Origin of the sequence: Dichotomicrobium thermohalophilum (genome assembly GCF_003550175.1) — a bacterium.
GTDB classification, from domain to species: Bacteria; Pseudomonadota; Alphaproteobacteria; order Rhizobiales; family Rhodomicrobiaceae; genus Dichotomicrobium; species Dichotomicrobium thermohalophilum.
This window is the reverse complement of the sequence record NZ_QXDF01000001.1, coordinates 491,247-513,497: the sequence shown is the minus strand read 5'-3', so window position 1 is coordinate 513,497 and position 22,251 is coordinate 491,247. Positions and strand designations below refer to the sequence as shown.

Here is a 22,251-nt window from a genome sequence, read left to right as displayed (position 1 = left end):
AAAGCAATACATACAGGGGGATGAGTGCGTATGTTCAGGCCCCCGGGGCGGCCGTGCCCTTATGAATGATACCGAACGCAGCCTTGTCGCGGGCTACCTGTCGCGCGTGCTCGCGCGGCCAGACCTGCCCCTGCGCGCGCTTCGGCATCTGACCCACTGGCTCAACGAACGCTCCGAAGTCCTCTCACTGCCGGTCCCGAAACCGCTGGCGAAGGTGATCGGCCATCTTTATGGCGGCGGGTTCAATGTCGCGGAGTTCGAGCGCGCCTATCGCACGCATGAGGCGCAAGTCCTTCAGGAGCTGCAAGCCGCTGCAAAGGCCACGCCGCCCCCCGAGCCGCTGACGCGTAATATCCAGATGCTTGTGCGCGAGTTGGGCCTGCCGCCCGCATCGGCGGATATCGTCGCGCTGATCGCTTATTACGCGCGCTTCGATCAGGTCGAATATCTTTGCGACTGCGTGGGCGAGGTCATCACACCGTTCAGCCGCACCATCGCCGCGATGACCGGCCAGCCCGCGCGCGTGGTCGAGCCGCTGATCGGGCCGGACGGCGACCTGATCGTCTCGGGGCTGCTGAAGCTGGATGAGGACGGCGACGAAATCTCCGGCTTCAACGGCCGCTTCCAGATCCCGCCGCGCGTCAACAACTGCCTGGACCGCGAATTCGCCGACTTCGCCGAGATGCGCAAGGCGTTCCTCGGCACACCGCTGAAGGCGGCGATCAGGGCGGACGACTACGATCACGTTGAAACCGACCGCGACCTGATCGCCGGCGTGCTGCGCGGGGCGGCGCGCGAGGGCGCGGCGGGCGTCAACATCCTGCTGTATGGCCAGCCCGGCTCCGGCAAGACTGAGCTGTGCAAGGTCACGGCCGAGGCCGCGGGCCTGACGCTCTACGGCGCGGGCGAGGATGCGGGCACACAGGCCGAGCAGGACCGCTCCGCGCGGCTGGCGGACCTCGTCTTCTCGCTGCGACTGCTGGCGGGGTCGAAGAACGCCGCGGTGCTGTTCGACGAGATGGAGGATGTCGCTTCGCAGCTCATCGGGCGCGGCGGCTCGAAGCTGTATCTCAACCGCGTTCTGGAGCGCAGCCCGGTCCCGGTACTGTGGACCTCGAACAACATCCACGAGATCGACCCGGCGGTGCTGCGCCGCATGACGCTGGCGATCGAGCTGCGCCTGCCGCCCGCGCGCCAGCGCGAGCGCATTCTGCGCCGGCTGTCGGACCGGCACGGCGTGAGCTTGTCGGAGCAGGAGCTTGAGGGCCTTGCCCGCAAGATCGACGCCACCCCGGCGATCATGGAGAACGCGCTGAAGGCGGCGCGCTACGCCGGGCAGGGCGCGGGCGCGGTGGAGCGAGCCGCCAGCGGCGTGGTGCGCGCGGTTTCCGGCGCGGGCGCGCGCGGTGTGTCCAGCGATGTCGACTTCGACCCCAAGCTCGCCAGCGCGGACTGCGACCTCGTCGCCTTCACCGAACAGGTCGCCGCCGGGCAGCGCCGCAACTTCTCGATCGTCCTGTCCGGCCCGCCGGGCACGGGCAAATCGGCTTACGCGCGCTATCTCGCCTCGCGTCTGGGCATGGACATCATCCAGAAGCGCGGCTCCGACCTGCTCGGCGCGTTCGTCGGCGAGTCGGAAAAGCGCATCGCGGAAGCCTTCGAGGAGGCGCGCGACGCCGGGGCGATGCTGGTGTTCGACGAGGCGGAATCCTTCCTGCTGGACCGGCGCGACGCCGTGCGCTCCTGGGAGGTCACGCAGGTCAACGAGATGCTCACCTGGATGGAGCAGCACCCGCTGCCGGTGTGCTTCACGACCAACCTGTTCGAGCGGTTCGACACCGCCTCGCTGCGCCGCTTCACCTTTCACATCACGCTGACCTATCTGGACAAGGCGGCGCTGGCGCATGCGTTCCGGGTGTTTTTCGGCTGGAGCGAGCCGCCGGAAGGCGGGCTGGCGTTTGACAATCTTACGCCGGGCGATTTTGCGCAGGTCTACAGCCGGGCGGACATGCTCGGCGCGAAGGGCGACAAGGCGCAGGTGGTGGAGATGCTCGGTCAGGTGAGCCGGACGAAGCCCGGCGCGGGCGCGGGGCTGGGGTTTGTGCGGTAGCCCTGGCTGATGAGTGCGGCGCACCGATCCGGAGACCGCACTTTCGTTCAAGCCAGAGGGCGCACAAACCGCTAATGTCGTTCCATGCAGATGCGCACCCAACAAGACATGCTGAGAGAAGCGCCACTGGCCCATGGCGAATCGGCGACCTTGTGGCGCGAACCGCGCTACGGCGATCTGGAATGTCTCACCGCGACGTTCCGCACCCATGTTTACGAGCGCCATACGCACGAGACATATGTAATCGGCACAATCGTCGCCGGTTGTGAGCGCTTCGAAATCGCGGGCGTAGCCCATGCGGCGCGACCCGGTGATCTTTGCTTCGTCAATCCGGATACCGTTCATGATGGGCGGCCCGAGGGTGCCGGCTATGCGTACCGGATGATCTATCCGAGCATCGACCTGATTACCGACATCGCCACGGACATCATGGGCAAATCCCCGAAAGGGACGTTGACTTTTGACGCGCCGGTAGTCCGCGATCCTGAACTGAGCACGGCCTTTCTTGACACGCATCAGGCGATGCAGGGCAGTGAGGACGCCTTGTGCGTCGATGAGGCGATGATCAGCGTCCTGCGGCGAATGCTCGTTCGCCACGCACGCCTCGACGCCGAAGATGAGCACCTCAGGAACGAGCGGGGCGCCGTCATCCGGACCAAGGACTATCTGGAGGCGAACCTGCCCGAGAACGTCGATCTGGCCACGCTCGCCCAGATTGCCGGCCTGTCGCGCTCACATCTCATTCGCGCCTTCAAGCAGGAAACGGGGCTGACGCCGCACGCCTTTCTCGTGGATCGGCGCGTGCGGCTTGCGCGGCGGCTGCTCCGCTCCGGCCTGACGCCGGTTGAGGTGGCGGCAGCCGCCGGTTTCGCGGATCAACCTCACATGACCCGGGCGTTCAAAGCGCGGATTGGCGTGACTCCCGGAGCGTTCGCGCGCATGACCTGACGCATCCGGTTTCGGGGACGAGCAATGCCAAGACCAGATGGTGACAGTCTTCGGCGAGAGTTTGGCCGGGGCGCGGCGGCAATGCTGCCGATCTGCATCGCCGCGATTTCGATTGCGCTGGTGTGGGGCACACTCGCCAGCGAGCGCGGTCTGTCGCTGGCCGAGATCGGCCTGATGAGCGCCACGGTGTTCGCTGGCGCGTCGCAGTTCGTCGCAATCGGGCTTTGGGCAACGCCGTTGCCGGCGGCGGCAATCGTCTTCGCAACGTTCATGGTCAATCTGCGCCATGTCATGATGGGCGCCTCTCTCGCGCGGCACATGGCCGCCTTTCGCGGAGCGCAACGCTTTGCCGCGTTCTATGCCTTGACCGATGAAGTCTGGGCGCTGGCCGAGGCCCGGGCAATGCATAGCCGTCTAACCCCCGCCTATTACGCCGGCCTCGTCATCCCGCTTTTCGTTTGCTGGATCAGCGGAACGCTGGCCGGCGGCGTGTTCGGTACCGGAATCGGCCGCCCGGAAGCATGGGGGCTCGACTTCGTTTTCGCCGCGATGTTCATTGCCCTGATTGTTGGTTTTCGCAAAACCCCGGCCTGGTTCCCCGTCGTCGCCACCAGCGCCGCCGTTTCGGCCCTGAGTTACCAGATCCTGCCCGCCCCCTGGTACGTGATCCTCGGTAGCCTGACGGCTGTCGGCCTCGCGGCTGTACTTAATCCGGGCGACCGCGCCCAACTGTCGAGGGCATGATCATGGATATGGCGAGCCTTCTGACGATCCTGGCCATGGCGGTGGTTACGTATCTGACGCGCATCAGTGGCTACCTGGTGATGCGCGAGCGGCATCTTGGGCCGCGAATGACGGCGGCGCTCAACGCCGTTCCGCCAGCCGTTCTGACGGCGATCATCGCGCCTGCGGTTCTGTCAGCCGGCGCGGCCGAAGCGATCGCCGGGGCGCTTACGGCTATTGCTGCGTTCCGCCTGCCATTGCTATTGGCCGTATTTGTCGGGGTTGCAAGCCTAGTCGTGCTTCGGTCGGTGCTATAACCAGCGCGCGCCGGGGAGGAACGCTCAGGCCTTGACGACAGGCCAGGGCTGGGGCGCGGTCCATAAGCCCTGCGTGCCGACGATGTCGATGCCTTCGCCGCCGCTCGCGGCGATCGCGGCTTCCGTCCCCGCCGTGGCCAGCGCCAGCGCCGTCACCCGGCTCTCGCCACGGAGCACATGCGCCAGCCACAGCGCGGCGAAAAAGTCCCCCGCGCCGGGGATCAGCCGCTCATGCGCGCCGACCTCCGTGCGCCACGCGCCCGCCCGCGCGACCAGCAAATTCGCGAGACGCCCATCCGCGGGGCACGACGTGGCCAGCACGCACTCCGCCGGCAGCACACGCGCCGCCGCCAGCGCGCCCGCCGCATCCGCGATCTCCGCGCCCGCGAACCAGCCCAGCTCGAAGCGGTTGGGCGTGGCGACATCGGCCAGCGGCAGCAGCTCCTCCGCGATCGCCCGCGCGCTCGCCTCCGGCAGATACAGCCCCGCCGGCTCGTCGCCGATGATCGGGTCGCAGACGTAAAGCGCGCCTTCGGCCTTCAGCCGCCGCACCCACTTCGCCGCCACGGCCACATGCGCGGCGCTGGGCAGATAGCCGGTCTGCACCGCGTCGAGCCGGTCGAGCCAGCCGTTCGCCGCCAGCGCGCCGAGCATCTCGTCGAGCTTGTCCGGGGCGATGTGCTGGATCGCGTGCGGGCTGATCGCCGGGTTGCTGGTCAGCACGATCGTCGGCACCGGCAGCACATGCACGCCCAGCCGGCGCAGCGCGAACGCGGCCGCCGAATTGCCGACATGGCCGAAGACGACCTGCGAGGAGATGGCGAGGACGGTGGGCATGGGCTGATCCAAACGTGCGCTTGGCGCGAATCTGTAGCATGGCGAACACGACGAACAAACCGACCGTCCTCTACGACGGCGCATGCCCGCTATGCGTCCGCGAGATCGCGTTTTACCGGCGCTTGCGCGGCGCGGACCGGCTGGAGTGGCGCGACATCAGCACCGCGCCCGACGGCGTCGAGGTCTGCGGCGTGAACGCGGCGAGCGCGAAGGCCCGCTTCCACGTCGTCATGCCGGACGGCACGCCGCGCGTCGGCGCCGCGGGCTTCATCGAGATCTGGAAGCACTTAAGCGCATTCCGCTGGCTCGGCTGGCTCACCGACAACGCCCCGAGCCGCTGGCTGCTCGACCGGGGTTACGACCTGTTCCTGCGCGTGCGCCCGCGGCTCCAGCGCTTCGTTGCCAAGCGCGTCTGATCTGCGCCCGTGTGTCGCAGGTCCACCAGCCGCCCCCGCCCGTTTTCCGCACGTCAAACGCAGTCCGGGACCCATATCATGATCGAACTTATCGCTGTCACGATCCTGATCCTCGTTGTCATCCCCGCCCTGATCTACGGCATCGCTTTTGTCCTGAACATTCTCTTCAACAACCGGAACCAGCAGAAGTAACCGCCCGGCCGGTTGCGCGCTCGCGTGCGGCTCCGTATTCTCGCGCCAACTGGCAGTGAGGAAGGGCGCGTGATCACACCCCGCAGAAGCGTTCTGTACATGCCCGGCTCCAACGCGCGGGCGCTGGACAAGGCGCGGTCGCTCCCGGCCGACTGCCTGCTGTTCGACCTTGAGGACTCCGTCGCGCCCGAGGAAAAGGCGCTCGCGCGGGATCAGGTCGTCGCGGCGGTGAAGCAGGGCGGCTATGCGCCGCGCGAGGTCATCATCCGCATCAATGCTCTGAACAGCCCGTGGGGCGCAGAGGACTTGCGCGCGGCAGCGTCCTCGGGCGCGGATGGCCTCCTGCTGCCCAAGGTGGACGGGCCGGAAGGGCTGGCCGAGGTGCGGGCGATGCTCGCGGATCACGGCGCGCCGGCCGAACTGACGCTCTGGGCGATGATGGAGACGCCGATGGCGATTATCCGCGCGAATGAGATCGCCGCCGCGGCCGCCAGCGAGCGCAACCCGCTCACCGTCTTCGTCATGGGCACCAACGACCTTGCGAAGGAAACGCGCGCGGCCCTCGCACCGGGGCGTGCGCCGATGCTGTCCTGGCTGTCGACCTGCGTGCTCGCTGCGCGGGCCTATGGGCTGGAGATCATAGACGGGGTGTTCAACGACTTCGCGGATGATGCCGGCTTCGCGGCGGAGTGCGAGCAGGGCCGCGAACTGGGCATGGACGGCAAGACGCTGATCCACCCGCGCCAGATCGAGCCGTGCAATCTGGCCTTCTCGCCCTCGGCGGATGAGGTTGAACGGGCGCGCGAGATCATCGCGGCATTCGACAGGCCGGAAAACGCCGGCAAGGGCGCGATTTCGATCAACGGACGGATGGTCGAGCGGCTGCACGCCGACATGGCGCGGCGCACCGTGGCACTGGCCGAGGCGATCGCCGCGCGCGAGCCATCCTAGCCTCTCCACATTGTCCCCGCAAGTCACAGGGACTGTCCACGCCGCCGCTCCCGCGCGCGAATCACCCCATCATCGCCGCGATCACCAACCGCATCCTGAGCGCCGATGAAGTTCCCGCAGCACCTGCTCGATGAAATCCGCGCGCGCCTGCCCGTCTCCGCCGTGGTGTCGCGGCGGGTCCGGCTCAAGCGCCAGGGGCGCGAGTTTGTCGGGCTGTCGCCGTTCAAGGACGAGAAGACGCCGTCCTTCACGGTCAACGACCAGAAGGGCTTCTATCACTGCTTCGCCACTGGGGAGCACGGCGACATCTTCACCTTCCTGATGAAGACGGAAGGGTTGTCCTTCCCCGAGGCGGTCCAGCAGCTTGCCGGCGAGGCGGGCGTGGACCTGCCCAAGCCCTCGGCGCAGGACGAGGCGCGCGAGGCCGAGCGCGACCGGCTGTTGCGGCTCACCGAGACGGCGTGCAAGTGGTTCGAGGCGCAGCTTCGCGGCAACGCGGGCGCGGCAGCGCTCGACTATCTCCACCGCCGCGGGCTGGACGCCGAGACGACCGCCGCCTTCCGCATCGGCTACGCGCCCGCCTCGCGCTCCGCGCTCAAGTCTCACCTCACCGCGCAGGGCTTCAGCGTGGAGGACATGGCCGCCGCGGGCATGGTCATCGCCGGCGAGGACATCGCCACGCCCTACGACCGCTTCCGGCACCGGATCATCTTCCCGATCACCGACCTGCGCGGACAGGTGATCGCCTTCGGCGGGCGCGCGCTCGACCCGGACCAGCCGGCGAAATATCTGAACTCGCCCGAGACCCCGCTGTTTCACAAGGGCGCGATGCTGTTCAACGCCGCGAACGCGCGCAAGGCGGCCCACGAGCGCGGTGAAGTGATCGTCGCGGAAGGCTACATGGACGTTATCGCGATAGCGGCGGCGGGCTTCCCGCAGGCGGTGGCGCCGCTCGGCACCGCGCTCACCGAGCAACAGCTCAAGCTGCTATGGCGCATGGCGGATGAGCCAATCCTTTGCTTCGACGGCGATGAGGCAGGCGGGCGGGCAGCCTATCGCGCGGCAGAGGCGGCATTGCCGCTGCTCGCACCGGGCAAGAGCCTGCGCTTTGCCTATTTGCCGGAAGGGCTGGACCCGGACGACCTGATCCGGCGCGACGGCGCGGGCGCGATGCGCAGCATTCTGGAACAGGCCAAACCGCTCATCGACGTGATCTGGCAGCGCGAGACCGGCGCGGGTGACTGGTCAACGCCGGAGCGGCGCGCGGCGCTGGAGGCCCGGCTGCGTACCCTGGCCGGCACGATCGGCGAGCCGACGGTGCGCAACTACTACACGCGCGCCTTCCGGGACCGGCTTTTCCAGATGTTCCGCACCGCGCCACGGCGTCGGGAGCAGCCGCCGCGGCATCGAACGAATGGTTGGCGGCAGCCCTCAGCGGGCTATGGCGATCGCGCCGGCGCCAGCGAAGCGCTGGCCAACAGCGCGCTGGTCCGCCGGCCGGATGGCGGCTCACCCGTGCGCGAAGCTGTGATCGTCCAGGCGCTCGTCCGCCACCCTTGGCTATTGGACACGGTCGCAGAGGATGTCGCCACCTTGCACCTGGAGAGCCAGGCCGCGCGGCGGCTGCTGGACGGCTTGAATGCTGCACATGTTACGATAAATCAACTTGACATAGACTCGCTGCGCCATCACCTGCACAACATGGGGTTGGACGGCGCGCTTAAGGAAACAGAAAGCCTGGCCGCGTGTGAGCTTGGCGCCCATTTCCGGGCAGACGCCTCACGTGCGGACATCGAAGCGGCGTGGCAGCACATCACCGCTTTGCATCGAAAGGCGTCCGCGTTAAGACAGGAGCTTGCAGCGGCGGAACAGGCATTTGCCGAGGAGCAATCAGAAGAAAACTTCATCCGCTTGCGCGCCCTGAACGAGGAATTGGCAAATCTGGATCACGGTGCGGACCTGCCTGACGCGTGAGGCGTCGGGGCCGCTTCGGGTTGATGTGCTCAAAATGCAACGCACATGTAGCCGAATAGAGCCGTGCGGATTATGGCGCGATTGTTTAAGACCTGATTAGCGTCGACGTCGTAAGCGGTGAGAATGGGAAAACGCGGGTTCCGAACTGGGTGATGAGCGCGGATTTTCTCGGAGAGACATCGCGACAGAACGCGCGAAAGCACGCGGCGGCGTCACGACGTCCGAGACGATTCATTGGTCTGTAGCGATCCAACAGCAGCCACATAACGTGCGGCATTGGCGGCGCGGGTGGCATCGTTTGGAGTAGGGTATGGCGACGAGCACTGCGAAGAACAAGGAACAGGAAGCCGGACAGGTGGACGGGCAGGACAGCCCGCTGCTTGATATGTCCGACCAGGCCGTCAAACGCATGATCAAGACGGCCAAGGCCCGCGGCTACGTCACCTATGATGAACTGAACGAGGTGCTCCCTTCCGAAGAGGTGTCCTCGGAGAAGATCGAGGACACGATGGCCATGCTTGCCGACATGGGCATCAACGTCGTCGAGGCGGAAGAGATCGAGGAGCAGGCCGAAGCCACCGGCGGCGAACTGACCGACGAGCGCGCGGTGCCCGCCAAGACGGAGCGCGCCGCCGAGCCGTCCGCCGACCGCACCGATGATCCCGTGCGCATGTATCTGCGGGAGATGGGCTCAGTCGAGCTCCTGTCCCGCGAGGGCGAGATCGCCATCGCCAAGCGCATCGAGGCCGGCCGCGAGGCGATGATCGCCGGCCTGTGCGAAAGCCCGCTCACCTTTCAGGCCATCATCATCTGGCGCGACGAGCTGAACGAGGGCAAGATCCTCCTGCGCGACATCATCGACCTGGAAGCCACCTATGCCGGCCCGTTCGCCGGCGGCGAGAGCAGCGCCGAGGAAACCCAGACAACCGACGGCGAGGACAAGAAGCCCGCCAAGAGCGCCTCAGGCAATGGCAGCGCGGCGACCACCGTTGCGGACAACGACAACGCCAGCGAGACAGCCGAAGCCCAGGACGGCGAGGAAGCCGTTGCCGAGGACGACGACGAAGAAGACTACGACAACAGCATCTCCATGGCCGCCATGGAGGCCGAACTTAAGCCGAAGGTTCTGGAGACCTTCGACCGCATCGCCGAGGACTACAAGAAGCTGCGCAAGCTTCAGGATCAGCTCGTCGAGAAGAAGATGGCGAACGAGGCGCTCAGCCCGCAGCAGCAGCGCCGCTACAAGAAGCTGCAGGACGCCATCATTGCCGATGTCAAGAGCCTGTCGCTCAACAACAACCGCATCGAATCCCTCCTCGAACAGCTCTACGATATCAACAAGCGGCTGATGGGCTATGAGGGCCGGCTGCTCCGCCTGGCCGAATCCCACGGCGTCAAGCGCGATGAGTTCCTGCGCGAATATTACGGCAGCGAGCTTGACCCGAACTGGCTCGACCGCGTCGCCGGGCTGAAGGGCCGCGGGTGGCAGAAATTCGTCGACCGGGAGCGCGACAAGGTCGAGGACATCCGCGAGCAGATCCGCCTGTTGGCGTCCGAGACCGGCCTGGATATCGGCGACTTCCGCCGCATCGTGAAGATCGTTCAGAAGGGCGAGAAGGAAGCCAGCGCGGCGAAGAAGGAGATGGTCGAGGCGAACCTGCGCCTGGTGATCTCGATCGCGAAGAAATACACCAACCGCGGGCTGCAATTCCTCGACCTGATCCAGGAAGGCAACATCGGCCTGATGAAGGCGGTCGACAAGTTCGAGTATCGCCGCGGCTACAAGTTCTCAACCTACGCGACGTGGTGGATCCGCCAGGCGATCACCCGCTCGATCGCGGACCAGGCGCGCACCATCCGCATCCCGGTGCACATGATCGAGACGATCAACAAGATCGTGCGCACCAGCCGCCAGATGCTCCACGAGATCGGCCGCGAGCCGACCCCGGAGGAGTTGGCGGAGAAGCTGCAAATGCCGCTGGAGAAGGTGCGCAAGGTGCTGAAGATCGCCAAGGAGCCGATCAGCCTGGAGACCCCGATCGGCGAGGAGGACGACTCCAATCTGGGCGACTTCATCGAGGACAAGAACGTCACCCAGCCGATCGACGCGGCGATCCAGTCCAACCTGCGCGAGACGACCACGCGCGTGCTGGCCAGCCTGACCCCGCGCGAGGAGCGCGTGCTGCGGATGCGCTTTGGCATCGGCATGAACACCGACCACACCCTGGAAGAGGTGGGCCAGCAGTTCTCGGTGACGCGCGAGCGTATCCGCCAGATCGAGGCGAAGGCGCTGCGCAAGCTCAAGCACCCGAGCCGCAGCCGGAAGCTGCGGAGTTTTCTGGATAATTAGCGGGGGGTGTCAACCAGCGGCTCGCCCAGCCGGGCGATTTCCGCGTCAATAAGATCGGACCAGCGCGCGGCCTCAGCCGGGTCGTGCAGTTGTTCATACAAATAGGGCAGCGTCAGGTCCCGATATTGCCGCACGATGACGGGCGGCCACGGCCAGCTATCTGCTGCGCGCAGCGTGTCGAGGATGCTTTGCAGCCGGTTGCGCACATGCTCTGGCTTGGGCACATAGCGCGGCGTGCCGAAACTCTCTCCGAACAGGTCGATCTGGTTCATCGTTGCACCTCTCAGTTATTCAAAAAGGTGCCTGATTCGCTCACGGCGCGGGGCGGCGCCGGCGCGTTATCCACGATCCGCGAAGGCGGCGAGGTAGGCCGCGTCGATCTTTTCCATCTGCTCGATGGTGAAGGCGAGGACGTTCGCGATGTTCTCCACGTTGGTAATCTCGTCGAGCGTTAGCGTCCGCCCCTTGCGATCTTTGAGGTACTTCTCCATCACCTGATAGCCGCCGATGTGAAAGTTCCAGACCTCTGGGGGCACTGGCTCGAACTTCTGCGTTTCGTTGATGTAAATCGCCTGCTCGGCCTCCGCGTAGCGCGGTCTCTCGACATGGTTCTCGCCCTTGCCCTGATACTTGCCAAGCCCCGTGTCCGGTATGTCGCGCAGCAGATGCTTTTGTATCAGGTCCCAGCCAAGCTCCGACAGCGCTTCAAAGTCAGCCTTGTCCTCGGGGAAGGGTATGCGCGGGAAGTCCATGCGCAGAAACTCGGCATATTCCTCTCGATAAGTCGCCGCATGCAGTATGGCGTATATGAAGCCCTGGATTTCCTCGGGCGTGTAGTGGTGCTCGTAGCGTTTGTCGATAAAGGCCCGGAAATCATGGGAAATATTTTCGTAGATTTTATAATCCGTATTCATATAGAGAGGGGCTAAAAATGCAGTACCTTTGCTACTCAAGAATGTACGATTATCAACGGGACTATCAGCAACAAGAGCGTAAGTCGAAATGTCTTGAGCAGCGTGAGAAATTTGTCGGACAAAGATTAAACCAAAATTCGGTCCAAGCATGTGGCTCATAACGCGCTCACGCCGATGAACGGCAACGTGACTATCCCAAATAGTCCATCTGACATCGAACGGACGGTATAAAATCGGAACAACCTTCGTGCGCCACGAACCGTCGGCAAGTTTTTTCTTTGCCTTTTCGTAGCTCCACTGTGATTGGGAGCAGAGCCTGAAAAGCTGCCGCGCTTCCGCCTCTGTTTTTGTGGCCAGCAGACGTTCCACTTTCTCTATCGCCTCTTCCCGAGTGAACGAGATCGCAAACTGATCGTGGGTCGTCACTATTCCCGGTGCGGGATCGCCAAGCGGCGCAAAGATCGCCGGAACGGACCAGAATTTTTCGTACTTTCGACCAATATCTTCATCCCAAGGGTGAAACAGGTATAGCGGAGCCGAAGGCGTAACTGCCTGCCAATCCATTCGCGAAAATTCGCCGCTCGCACAGGCTTCGTACTTCGACAGACGCTTGCCCCATAGATCGGCGTGCCAGACGCCTTTCTCGACTTCAGGCTTTTTGACGAAGAATGCAATGGCGACACCTTGCTGAATATCAAACACGTTCTGATCATCGCCTCCGTCGGGCGCCCGCTCCTGTTTTTTCGCATTGCCATGCAGATCAAGGATGTAGATTTGGTCGAACGTCTGCATGAGCGACTTGCGCATGCCCTTGAAGGTCGGGTTGTCGAGATAGGAGTGATTTGTGATGACCCCAACAATCCCTTCTTCGACTGCATCCATCTTCATCTGCGCAAAGCGGATAAACTTGACATAATCGTCCTGCAGCCACTTCCCCTGACCGGGCTTGTCGAGGTCCGGGAAACCCTTCTTGTATTCCTGTACGGACGCCCACGCATGAGGTCCCATGTTACGCGAATGCCCCGAATAGGGCGGGTTGCCTGTGATGACGAGGATGGGCTTATCCTTGACCCTCTGCGCCGCCTCGACCTCCTTGGTCAGCTCCGGCAGCAGCAGGTTCTTCTGCGGATCAATCGGTTCCAGCGTGTTGGTGAGATAGATCAGCAGCCGTTCGTCATCACTCAGTTCGTGTTTTTTGTCTTTCAGATATTGCGACAGCTTTAGGTGGGCGATGGTGTAGGGCGCGATGAGATATTCAAACCCGTAGATGTTCCTGAGCATATGCTCGCGCACGACCAATGCAGCCTTGCCAGAGTCCGGCCCGCCGATGTTTGAGAAAATGCGCTCGAACACCTCGACCAGGAAGGTGCCCGTGCCGCAGGCGAAATCGAGAACGGTGACGCTGTTGTGGTCCGCCAGCCCGGCTTTGATATTGAAAGTGTCCTTGTCCTTCAGGATGTCATCTATGGCGCGGACAATGAAATTGACCACCGGCGGCGGCGTGTAGTAGACGCCACGCGACTCCCTCAAGGTCGGATCGTAGCGGGAAAGATAGTCCTCGTAGAAATAGACGAACGGGTCGCGCTCAAACAGCCGCGCCTCATCCTCGCTCCGCGCCCTGACGCCGCGGCGCACCTTGCGCTGACGAAAAGACAGGTCCTCGTGGATGGCGGCGATGTCCGTGCCATTCACGATGGAAAGTATTTCCTCCACCACCCAGCGGATGTCGCCGTAGTTGGGATTGGTTAGTACAGGCAGGAAATCCACAAGCTCACGGATGAGCCGAAACGAACCCGGCACATGTTCGCGCGCATTATGCAGCGTAACGTTTGTCTTGCCTGAGTTCAGCCGGGCGAGGAAAAGGCCGTAAGCCAGCATCTGCGCGAAGGCGTCGGCGAACTCCTTAGCAGTAAGCTCTTGGAACACCTGATCGCGAAATACCTCGAACAGGCCATAGAGCTTTCCTGCTGCATCCTCGCGCTCTTGCCGCACCATTTCTTCGCCAATGAAGTCACGAAGGAGTTGACTGCGCGTGGCAAGCGCCAGAGCGAGGTCTTCGGCTGCCCCGATTTTCTTTGGCGCTGTGGAGAAGAAGCCGTTCAGCAACTTCGCGACCCCGGCGGCATCAGCCTCTGTTAGCCGGAAATCCAGTTTCTCAAGGTCGGTCGCATGACACAGCCGCGCGCGCTGAACGCTATCGCCGTTGATCCAGATAAACTGGAGATAGTCTGTAAGAAGTAGATTGCTCGACAGTTCGCGATATTTCTCGATCTGCTTTGATTTCAGGACCTTGTCGAGGTTTTCGCCTATCGGCTTCGTTTCGACATAGCCAAGGATCAACCCGCCCTTGGTGAGCTTGAAGTCAGGCGCGCCCTTGCCGGCTTCGCGTTTCGGTTCGTGCTGGACGGCGTACCCACCCTGGGCGGCGAAATTGCGCAAAAGCGCCTCAAGGGGGGAGCGACCGGTATATTCCGTGTGTTGACCGAGAGGAGTCTCACGAATTGCAGACAGGTAATCTCGGAAACTTTCGATCATGGCGTAAATTTTTACATAACCGAGGCCATTCTTGGCTTATTACGACCCAAGAATCAAAAGCGCCGCCTCGGCGGGCGGCGGACGGGCAGGCTGTCAGATCTGGAAGCGGTGGAGTTCGGCGCCATATTCGCGGAGCCATCGCCGCGCGGCGTTCATCTCCGGCATGGTGTCGCGTACCAGCCGCCAGAAACGCGGCCCGTGGTTCATCTCGCGCAGATGCGCCACCTCATGCGCGGCGACGTAATCCAGCACAAAGGCCGGCGCAAAAATCAGCCGCCAGGAAAACGACAGCGACCCTGAACACGAGCATGAGCCCCAGCGCGTGGACTGGTCGCGCACGCTGATCCGCTTCGGCGCCACATCGAGCGCGCCCGCATGATGCGCCACCCGCTCCGACAGATCCGCGCGGGCCTGCGCCTTCAGCCAGTCCGCGAGACGGCGCGGCGCGTGGTCCGGCTCGCCGCTCACGCGCAGGCGCGGCAGCGCCGCCTCCGTCACTTCGCGATCCGCCCAGTAGCCCTGCCAGACGCCGTCGCCCTCGCCTTCGGGCATCACGACGCTCTCCGACCGGACGGGGCCTATGAACTCCACCTTGTGCGCCATGCCGCGCAGCGGGATCACCGCCCCGCAAGCCAGCGGCACCGGCTGCGGCAGCTTGCGCGTCTGGTCGCGCAGCCAGTCAAGATGCCGGGCCACGAAGTCGCCCGCATCCTCCAGCCGCGCCCGGCGCGGCAGCGTCAGGATCGCCGCCCGGCGCGTGTGACTCACCTTGAGCGACAGGCGCGTCGCCCGCGGCGAGTGCCGGATTTCCAGTGGGCAATCAAGCCCCTTGATTTTTACCTGATTGGTTGCCGCGCCGCCCGCCACAGCGCCCGCGTGAAGCATGTCCATCGGATTTCCCCCCGTTTGAAAACCCTGATCGCCGTAAAGTTTGCCGCCAGACGCTCACGCTAACGCAGCCCCGATGTCCCCAGAACTCTTAAAATTTGTCATCGGGGATAAACTTTGAGATTACCACAGATGCGTGGCAGGTACAGATTTTTTTAACTGCAGGCAACCGTTGGCTGCAACCAATGGTTAACCTGCGGCCTGAGCACCAGCCTGCGGCGGCTGCTCTTCCCCAGCCTCCTCCTCATGCGTGAGCGGGTCGACCGTCGAGACGGTCTGGCCGACGCGCACGGCATCGAGGAACTCGCCGCGCTCCTCGGCCGGGCGCGCCTCGCGTTGGCTTATGCGGTAGACCGTAAAGGCCAGCAGGACAGCGTGCAGCGCGGCGGTGGTATAGAACAGACCGCCGAGCCCGACCGCGACGATGACGTTCGAGGCCACCAGCGGCCCGAGGACAGCGCCGGCGCCCCAGATCAGCAGCAGACCGCTTGCCGCCTCGACAAAGCCGTCATGCTCCACGGAGTCGTTCGTATGCGCGACGCAGAGCATATAGAGCGGGAACGACAGAAAACCGAAAATGCCGGTCAGGACAAGGGACAGCCGGCCGGTGTCGGTGCCGAAAAGGCTCATCGCCAGACCAGCCCAGATCGACAGGAACGCCGTCGCGGCGATGACGAGGCGGCGGTCCATCCGATCAGAAATCAGGCCCAGCGGCCACTGCCCGATCGCGCCTGTCAGGATCATGACCGTCATGAACACGGCTATGGCTTCCGTGCTGGCCGCGCCGCCACCGAAGAAGATCGGCGCCAGCGACCATATCGCACCGCTCGTCGCGCCCACGATGAAGCTGCCGGCCATGCCGACGGGCGAAATGCGATACAAGTGCACGAATCGGATGTGGATATACTCGATCGGCTCGGGTTGCGGCGACCGCGACAAGGCGACCGGAACCGCCGCCACGGACACGAGAATCGACGCATACAGGAACAGGGGGAACCCGGTCGGGCTGTCCACTGCGAGCAGTAGCTGCCCCATGCCGAGCATCCCGAAGCTGACGATGGCGTAGACGGCGAATATCAGGCCGCGCGTGACGTTCGAGGAGCGCGCATTCAGCCAGCTCTCAATGACCATGTAGAGGATCGCGAAGCACGCCCCGGAGCCGGCGCGGACGACCAGCCAGAACACCGGATCGACGACCAGCGGGTGGGTCAGCACCAGCGCGGACGCCAGGGCAACCATCGCGGTGAAGGTGCGGATGTGCCCCGAATTGCGGACGAGCCAGGGCCCGAAGTAGCAGCCGGCGACGAAGCCGAAGAAATAGGCCGAGCCGAGGGCGCCCAGCTCAAGCTGAGTGAAAGCCTCCACCTGCGCGCGCACGGGCAGCAGTGTGCCCTGCAGCCCGTTACCGAGCTGAAGGAGTGCGACGCCCAGCAACAATGCCGTAATAGGAGCGACGTTCGCCAGCATGATGTGTCCGCGCAAGCCGTTAAGCGCGCCGCTCGATCGGAAAGTCGGCGCAGGCGTCCTGCATATCGCACGACGCGTCCGCCATCAGGCAGGCCGCGCCCATTGTCAAATGAATTGTCCGCGGATCAGTCTTGTTCCGAGCGTCTGTCCGAAGGGCGCTCTCCCGAAGTGCGGCGCGCACGTGCCTGGGCCTTGCGCTTGCGCAGGTTGGCACGCAAGGCTTGCGCAAGCCGGGTCTGCCGGTCGTCGTTAGCTGGCGGTTTGTCCTTGCCGTTCTTGCCGTTGCCGCTCATGTGAAAATGGTCCGATGGCGCTTTCCTCCAAGATAGCGCGCGAGCCCGACCCGCGAAACCCGCACCAATTTGTTTTCACCCCTTGCCCCGGCGGCTTTGGTGACTTATTCAAAGCCTTAAGGCTGCTGTAGCTCAGAGGTAGAGCACTCCCTTGGTAAGGGAGAGGTCGTGAGTTCAATTCTCACCAGCAGCACCATCCCAAAGCTCTTGTTTGGTATACGACGGCGTCGGCCATTTCCGCGGAGGTTCAATTGGCGACTTGCGGGAACCGCTGACCATCAGTTTCGACGCCCAAGTGGCTATTGTGCGCGGCGCGATGCCGTGGAGCACGCCTGAGCAGCAAGAACATCGGCGGCGTAAAGTAGAACGACACGACGCTCGACAGCAGTACGCCGCCAGCGATCGACATCGCGAAGGGGGGCCAGAATCCGCCGCCTTCGAGGATCAGCGGAAGGAAGCCGCCGAAGGTCGTGATCGTGGTGGACATGATGTGCCGGCTCTGCGCCAGTACGATGGCACGGATTTCCGCCAGGTCGCCGGCCATCGCCGCCGGCGACTGCTGCAGCGCCGTCAGGATGATGATCGCCGCGTTGATCGATACGCCGATCGAGCCGATCACCCCGATCACCGCCTGGATGCCGAACGGATACTGGAACGTCGCCAGCGCCAGCAGGCTCAGCCCGATCGACAGCCCCGCGACCATCAGCGTGATGGCCGTCAGCCGGAATGAGTTGAAGGTGACCACGATGGCCGCAATGGTCAGCGCGACGATCAGGCCAAGCTGGGCCAGCAGGTTTGCCAGGACCTCGCTGCGCGCATCCGAGTCGCCGCCAACCTCCAGCCGGTAGCCATGCGGCAGTTCGAAATCACTTTTCTCGACGCTGGCGAGCACCTTTTGCAGCGCCTCTTCCGGCAGCACCTCGCGCTGGACGAAGCCCTGCACCGTGTTGATGCGCTCGCCGTCGCGCCGGTAGATGGGGGTATGCGCGGGCACGACCTCGACCTTGCCCAGCGCGGCAAGCGGAATGCCGGGATAGTCGCCCTGAAGCGCAGGCTGTCGCGCGTTCGGCCCGGTAATGTCCAGCGTACGCAAGGCCGAGGCGCGTTCGCGCACATCCTCGCCGACCCGCACGCGCACCGGAAGCTCCTCCGTGCCCTCGATCAGCGAGCCGCCCGTCGCTCCATCAAGCGTTGCCGATAGCTGCCGCGCGACGGCCCTGAAGTCGAGGCCAGCCAGCCGGACCTTCTCCTCGCTCAGATTGACCAGCATCTTCGGCTCGCCCGGCTCAAGTTGCGTGCGTACCTGCTTGATCTCCGGCTCCCGCGCCATGACCAGCCGCAACTCATCGCCGAGCTGGCGCAGCGTCTCCAAGTTCGGCCCGACGAGGCGCAGCTCGACCGGCGCGTTCACCGGCGGCCCCTGCACCAGCCCGCGCACCACGATGCGCGCTTCGGGAAATGCGCGGTCAACTTCCCGCTGCAGATCGGGCAGGATGCGCTCGGTCGCCTCGGGTGAGCGTGTCGTGACCAGCGCCTCGGCAAAGCTGGGCGTCTGATCCTGGTCGGTGATCATGTTGTAGTAGAAGGCCGGCGCGCTCTCGCCCACGACCCATTGCACTGCAGTGATTTCGTCGTTGGCGCGCACCTTTGCCCCGATCTCGCGGGCCAGCGCCGCTGTGCTGTCGATCGATGTGCCGCTCGGCAGCTTCACCTGAATGTAAAGCTGGTCGCGATCGACGCCGGGGAAGAACTGCGCCTTGAGCGTGGGAAAGGCGCCGAAGCCGATGACGGGCAGGATCAGCGCGGCCAGGATCGACAGGCGCGGGTGGCGCAGCGCCAGCGCGAGCGAGCCGCCGAAGGCGCGGCCCAGCGCACTCGACCGCTCCGGCGTCGCGCTGTCGCCGCCCGCCAGCAGCCAACCCGCCATCGCCGGGGTCAGCGTAAGCGCCAGCGCGAATGACGACAGCAACATCACGATCACAGCGATGGCGATGGAGCCGACGAAATCGCCTGCCGGGCCGGGCAAAAGCGCCATCGGCATGAATGCCAGTGCGGTGGTGATGGTCGAGGCGAGCAGCGGCGCGGCCAGCCGGTCGACGGACTCGCGCACGGCCTGCAAGCGCGTGGCGCCCGCGCGCAGCCGCCTCCCGATCGCGTCCGTCATCACGATCGCCGCATCCACCAGCAGCCCAAGAGAGACGATCAGGCCGGTCACGGACATCTGGTGGATGGGAATGCCCAGCGCCTTCAGGACAGGCAGCGCGATCAGGCTCGCCAGCGGCAGGACCGCTGCCACGACGATGGCCGCGCGCCAGCCCAGCGTGACGAGCAGTACGCCGACCACCAGCGCCACGCCGATCAACAGGTTCTGCGCCACGCCCGCGAGGCGCTCTTGGGTATATTCGCTTTGGTCGAACAGCAGCTCCAGCTTCAGCCCGGTGGGCAGTTCGGCGCGGAACGCGCCCACCGTGTCGCGCAGTTCCTCGGCCCACAAATCGACGCGCCGGCCCGTCTCCATGCGCGGGGCGATCAGAATCGCGCGCTCGCCGCCGGCAAACGCGATGCTCTCCGGCGGGGTCTTGACCTGCTTGATGACCTCGGCGACGTCGCTCACCCGTACGATCTGGCCATTCGCGCTCTCTGCGATTGGCACGCGCCGGATTCGGTCGAGCGAGCGGATTTCGCCTTCGACCTCGATCAGCAGTTCGGTGTCGCCGCGAAGCTGTCCCGCCTCGACCTTGGAGTCCGCCTGGGCGATGGCGCGTGAGACCGCATCGGCGCTAAGACCCAGCGAGGCCAGCTTGCGCCGGTCGATGCGCACCAGCACCTCTTCTTCGGGCATACCGTAGAGGCGCACCAGCTCGGTTCCAGCCTGCGCGCGCAGACGGTCCTGCAGCGAGAGGGCATAGCGCCGTGTAACCGCCTCCGCGCCTTGCCACCGATCCGGCACCAGCGCGGCGATGGCCGTGAAAGCGCCCGTGCGGTCGTTGTCGAACTCGGGGTCGGGCACCCCGTCCGGCAGGTGCATGGCCGCGTCGCCCAGCGCGTCGCGAATTTCCGACCAGGTCTGCTCGATCTCGGTTTCGGAGATAAACTCGGACAACTCGACCTGAATCACGGAGATGCCCGCGCGCGAGGTGGAGGTGATCTCGTCGATCTCCGCGATCTGCTCCAGTTCATCCTCGATCTTCTCGGTCACGAGCGCCTCGACGCGGGCCGGGTCCGCGCCGGGAAACGGCGTGACGACGGTGGCGAACAGGTTGCTGATCGTCGGGTCTTCATGCCGCGCGATGGTGAAGAAGGCGGACAGCCCGGCGGCGAGGATAAGCAGAACGGCCAGCGCGAACAGGCGCGGGTTCTTGTAGAAGGCGGCTTTCATCGGCGGCCCCGCTTAGTTTTCGGCGATTTTTTCGGAAAGGATCACGCGCTGGCCGGGGACCACGCGGTTGGTACCATCACGCAGGATCTGCTCGCCATCGGCGAACAGGCCACGAACGAAGGCGCGCCCGTTGCGACTGTGCAGAACCTCAACGGTGCGGCGCTGAACGGTCTTTTCCTCGCCTTCCCCGCGCACGCGGTAGACCGACCACAGGCCGCGCCGGTCTTCCACCAGCGCGGTGAGCGGAAGCCATGCGCCGGGCTGCTGGATCGTGCGGGTGCGGATCAGTTCGATAACCTCGCCCAGCGGCGCGCCCGGGTTGTCGATGGCGAACAAGGCGGTGACGGTGCGTGTGCCAGTCTGGATATCGGGGCGCTCGGCGACCAGCTTGCCGCGAACTGGCCGATCGCCGACGGCGAGCGGATAGCTCTGCCCGATGACCAACTCCTCGGCGACCGCCGCTGTCACGCCGATGCGCGCGTGGATGCGTGAGGTCTCCGCTAGGCCGAGCACCGGCGCGCCAGCCTGAACAACCGCGCCCTCATCGACGTGACGGGCTGTGACGGTGCCCGCGAAGGGTGCGCGCAACACCGACTTTTCAAGGTCGATATCAATCGCCTCGATCTGCGCGGCGATCTTCTCGATCGTAGCGTTCAGCTCGTCGACGGCAAAGCGCGCCTCGTCGAATCGCTGCTCGCTTTGCCAGCCCTGGCGCGACAGGGTCGATTGCCGTTCGAGCGTGCGCTCGGCCAGCGCCAGTCGCGCCTGTAGCTCGCGCTTATTCGCCTCCAGGCGCTTGCGTTCGGCTTTCAGCTTCGACTGGTCGAGTTCGGCGACCGGCGCGCCCGCCTGCACCTCGTCGCCCTCGTCGAACAGCACGCGATCAACCAGCCCGCGCCGCTCGAACGCCACACGGGTTTCGCGCGCGGCCTCGATGCGGCCGGCGAAACGCTGCTCGGTCGCATACTCGTCGCGCTTGTCCAGCGTCATCGTCCGCACCGTCAGCGGTGGATTGGCGTCCACCGGCGCTTCCGCGAGGGCGCGCATGTGAAGAACCGCGATCCCGCCTGCCGCGGCACTGACGATCACACCTGCCGCAATCAGGACCAGCAAATGCCTGCCCAGGCTGCGCCAGAGCCCCTTGGGCTGTGCGGCGCGGGCTTCATCTGTCATCTTTAATCTCCGTCGGCGATACGCTATGTTAATGGCCTTAACATGGTGCGCCCGACGTTATGTTAGTGCCGCTAACTTTTCAATGGAAAAGTTGAGCGCCGAGCGACAACGATAAAAAACAAGCGGAATGAAGAAGATGGAGGAGAACGAGCCGGACGGCGGACAGGCGCTGGGAAAGCGCAAGAGCTATCATCACGGACAATTGAAGGAGGCGCTGATTACCGCCGCGACCCAGCTCGTGGAGGAGAAGGGGCCGGACAATTTCAGCCTCGCGGATGCCTGTCGACGTGCCGGCGTCTCGACCGCCGCACCCTACCGGCACTTCCGGGATCGGAACGAGTTGCTCGCAGAGGTCGTTAATCGCGGCTTTCGCGGCCTGGCCGAAGCGAACCGGGCAGCGGTAATGCGCGTGGGCGAGGGCACGCGCGACGGCATTATCGAAATGGGCAAGTCATACGTGGGGTTCGCCGCGGGGCAGCCGGGCGTGTTTCGGATGATGTTCGGGCAAAACGCGCAGGTAAAGAAGGTCGAGGGCGTGCTGGAAACCGGCATGGACTGCTTCGGTGGGCTGATCCGGCAGGTCGAAATGTACTGCGCGGCCAATGGGCGTGATGACGACGCTCGTGACGTCGCGTTGCGCCTATGGACCTTCGTGCACGGCGCCGCCTCGTTGCTTATCGACGAGGACTACGCCCATGTCGCGCCGGGTATGGACGTCAACAAGCTGATCGAGACGGCGACCCCAAGGCTGCTCGGCGAGGGTTAGGGCGAGAGGGTGGGCACG

At 64.6% G+C, this 22,251-nt stretch carries 17 protein-coding genes and 1 tRNA gene; 10 read left to right on the top strand and 8 right to left on the bottom strand.

The features are described 5' to 3' along the window. Positions 1-61 precede the first annotated feature (61 nt). The 4 genes from BXY53_RS02315 (at position 62) to BXY53_RS02300 (ending at position 4,098) form a co-directional block, all read left to right on the top strand. Positions 62-2,110, top strand: a complete 2,049-nt coding sequence (locus BXY53_RS02315; RefSeq protein ID WP_119060320.1) for an AAA family ATPase — start codon at positions 62-64, stop codon at positions 2,108-2,110. A gap of 90 nt (positions 2,111-2,200) precedes the next feature. Then, positions 2,201-3,058: an AraC family transcriptional regulator gene (locus BXY53_RS02310; protein WP_170144302.1), complete on the top strand. Its 858-nt coding sequence runs from the start codon at positions 2,201-2,203 to the stop codon at positions 3,056-3,058. Between the two features lie 24 nt (positions 3,059-3,082). After that, on the top strand, positions 3,083-3,802 hold the full coding sequence (locus BXY53_RS02305; protein ID WP_119060318.1) for an AzlC family ABC transporter permease: 720 nt from the start codon (positions 3,083-3,085) through the stop codon (positions 3,800-3,802). 2 nt (positions 3,803-3,804) lie between these two features. Then, positions 3,805-4,098 (top strand): AzlD family protein, encoded by a 294-nt coding sequence (locus tag BXY53_RS02300; protein ID WP_342634955.1) that lies wholly within the window; start codon positions 3,805-3,807, stop codon positions 4,096-4,098. 24 nt (positions 4,099-4,122) lie between these two features. Here BXY53_RS02300 and BXY53_RS02295 read toward each other — a convergent pair whose 3' ends face one another. Next, positions 4,123-4,935, bottom strand: a complete 813-nt coding sequence (locus BXY53_RS02295) for a PfkB family carbohydrate kinase (RefSeq protein ID WP_170144301.1) — start codon at positions 4,933-4,935, stop codon at positions 4,123-4,125. A gap of 38 nt (positions 4,936-4,973) precedes the next feature. On the opposite strand from BXY53_RS02295, the gene BXY53_RS02290 reads away from it, so the two are divergent. The 4 genes from BXY53_RS02290 to rpoD all read left to right on the top strand — a co-directional run bounded on the left by BXY53_RS02290 (position 4,974) and on the right by rpoD (position 10,818). Further along, complete coding sequence (locus BXY53_RS02290) at positions 4,974-5,351, top strand: thiol-disulfide oxidoreductase DCC family protein (protein ID WP_119060316.1); 378 nt, start codon at positions 4,974-4,976, stop codon at positions 5,349-5,351. A gap of 261 nt (positions 5,352-5,612) precedes the next feature. Continuing rightward, a complete protein-coding gene (locus tag BXY53_RS02285; RefSeq protein ID WP_280985245.1) occupies positions 5,613-6,494 on the top strand; it encodes an HpcH/HpaI aldolase/citrate lyase family protein in 882 nt (293 codons plus the stop codon). Between the two features lie 105 nt (positions 6,495-6,599). Next, positions 6,600-8,468: a DNA primase gene (dnaG, locus tag BXY53_RS02280; protein ID WP_119060314.1), complete on the top strand. Its 1,869-nt coding sequence runs from the start codon at positions 6,600-6,602 to the stop codon at positions 8,466-8,468. Between the two features lie 310 nt (positions 8,469-8,778). After that, positions 8,779-10,818, top strand: coding sequence for an RNA polymerase sigma factor RpoD (gene rpoD, locus BXY53_RS02275; RefSeq protein ID WP_119060313.1), 2,040 nt, complete (start codon positions 8,779-8,781; stop codon positions 10,816-10,818). On the opposite strand, the gene BXY53_RS02270 is transcribed toward rpoD, so the two are convergent. The 5 genes from BXY53_RS02270 to BXY53_RS14055 form a co-directional block, all read right to left on the bottom strand. Beyond that, on the bottom strand, positions 10,815-11,090 hold the full coding sequence (locus BXY53_RS02270; RefSeq protein WP_119060312.1) for a hypothetical protein: 276 nt from the start codon (positions 11,088-11,090) through the stop codon (positions 10,815-10,817). The two genes, rpoD and BXY53_RS02270, sit on opposite strands and share 4 nt — an antisense overlap. A gap of 66 nt (positions 11,091-11,156) precedes the next feature. Next, positions 11,157-14,267, bottom strand: a complete 3,111-nt coding sequence (locus BXY53_RS02265; protein WP_119060311.1) for a type ISP restriction/modification enzyme — start codon at positions 14,265-14,267, stop codon at positions 11,157-11,159. Positions 14,268-14,360: 93 nt separating this feature from the next. Then, positions 14,361-15,158, bottom strand: a complete 798-nt coding sequence (locus tag BXY53_RS02260; protein WP_245410331.1) for a M48 family metallopeptidase — start codon at positions 15,156-15,158, stop codon at positions 14,361-14,363. Positions 15,159-15,344: 186 nt separating this feature from the next. After that, positions 15,345-16,622 (bottom strand): MFS transporter, encoded by a 1,278-nt coding sequence (locus BXY53_RS02255; RefSeq protein ID WP_119060310.1) that lies wholly within the window; start codon positions 16,620-16,622, stop codon positions 15,345-15,347. A gap of 125 nt (positions 16,623-16,747) precedes the next feature. Then, complete coding sequence (locus tag BXY53_RS14055; protein ID WP_170144300.1) at positions 16,748-16,915, bottom strand: hypothetical protein; 168 nt, start codon at positions 16,913-16,915, stop codon at positions 16,748-16,750. A 121-nt stretch (positions 16,916-17,036) separates the two neighbouring features. Here BXY53_RS14055 and BXY53_RS02250 point away from each other — a divergent pair. Beyond that, positions 17,037-17,111, top strand: a tRNA-Thr gene (locus tag BXY53_RS02250). A 51-nt stretch (positions 17,112-17,162) separates the two neighbouring features. Here the strand turns inward: BXY53_RS02250 and BXY53_RS02245 are convergent. Next, a complete protein-coding gene (locus BXY53_RS02245) occupies positions 17,163-20,294 on the bottom strand; it encodes an efflux RND transporter permease subunit (protein WP_119060309.1) in 3,132 nt (1,043 codons plus the stop codon). 12 nt (positions 20,295-20,306) lie between these two features. Beyond that, positions 20,307-21,467 carry an efflux RND transporter periplasmic adaptor subunit gene (locus BXY53_RS02240; RefSeq protein ID WP_119060308.1) on the bottom strand — a complete coding sequence of 387 codons (1,161 nt, stop codon included), beginning with the start codon at positions 21,465-21,467 and terminating at the stop codon, positions 20,307-20,309. A gap of 127 nt (positions 21,468-21,594) precedes the next feature. On the opposite strand from BXY53_RS02240, the gene BXY53_RS02235 reads away from it, so the two are divergent. Beyond that, complete coding sequence (locus BXY53_RS02235) at positions 21,595-22,233, top strand: TetR/AcrR family transcriptional regulator (protein ID WP_119060307.1); 639 nt, start codon at positions 21,595-21,597, stop codon at positions 22,231-22,233. Positions 22,234-22,251: the final 18 nt, after the last annotated feature.

Bases quoted from the DNA above. Each gene is read 5' to 3' on its own strand.
- BXY53_RS02315 (WP_119060320.1), top strand. From the start codon at position 62: ATGAATGATACCGAACGCAGCCTTGTCGCGGGCTACCTGTCGCGCGTG.
- BXY53_RS02310 (WP_170144302.1), top strand. From the start codon at position 2,201: ATGCGCACCCAACAAGACATGCTGAGAGAAGCGCCACTGGCCCATGGC.
- BXY53_RS02305 (WP_119060318.1), top strand. From the start codon at position 3,083: ATGCCAAGACCAGATGGTGACAGTCTTCGGCGAGAGTTTGGCCGGGGC.
- BXY53_RS02300 (WP_342634955.1), top strand. From the start codon at position 3,805: ATGGATATGGCGAGCCTTCTGACGATCCTGGCCATGGCGGTGGTTACG.
- BXY53_RS02295 (WP_170144301.1), bottom strand. From the start codon at position 4,935: ATGCCCACCGTCCTCGCCATCTCCTCGCAGGTCGTCTTCGGCCATGTC.
- BXY53_RS02290 (WP_119060316.1), top strand. From the start codon at position 4,974: ATGGCGAACACGACGAACAAACCGACCGTCCTCTACGACGGCGCATGC.
- dnaG (WP_119060314.1), top strand. From the start codon at position 6,600: ATGAAGTTCCCGCAGCACCTGCTCGATGAAATCCGCGCGCGCCTGCCC.
- rpoD (WP_119060313.1), top strand. From the start codon at position 8,779: ATGGCGACGAGCACTGCGAAGAACAAGGAACAGGAAGCCGGACAGGTG.
- BXY53_RS02270 (WP_119060312.1), bottom strand. From the start codon at position 11,090: ATGAACCAGATCGACCTGTTCGGAGAGAGTTTCGGCACGCCGCGCTAT.
- BXY53_RS02265 (WP_119060311.1), bottom strand. From the start codon at position 14,267: ATGATCGAAAGTTTCCGAGATTACCTGTCTGCAATTCGTGAGACTCCT.
- BXY53_RS02260 (WP_245410331.1), bottom strand. From the start codon at position 15,158: ATGGACATGCTTCACGCGGGCGCTGTGGCGGGCGGCGCGGCAACCAAT.
- BXY53_RS02255 (WP_119060310.1), bottom strand. From the start codon at position 16,622: ATGCTGGCGAACGTCGCTCCTATTACGGCATTGTTGCTGGGCGTCGCA.
- BXY53_RS14055 (WP_170144300.1), bottom strand. From the start codon at position 16,915: ATGAGCGGCAACGGCAAGAACGGCAAGGACAAACCGCCAGCTAACGAC.
- BXY53_RS02245 (WP_119060309.1), bottom strand. From the start codon at position 20,294: ATGAAAGCCGCCTTCTACAAGAACCCGCGCCTGTTCGCGCTGGCCGTT.
- BXY53_RS02240 (WP_119060308.1), bottom strand. From the start codon at position 21,467: ATGACAGATGAAGCCCGCGCCGCACAGCCCAAGGGGCTCTGGCGCAGC.
- BXY53_RS02235 (WP_119060307.1), top strand. From the start codon at position 21,595: ATGAAGAAGATGGAGGAGAACGAGCCGGACGGCGGACAGGCGCTGGGA.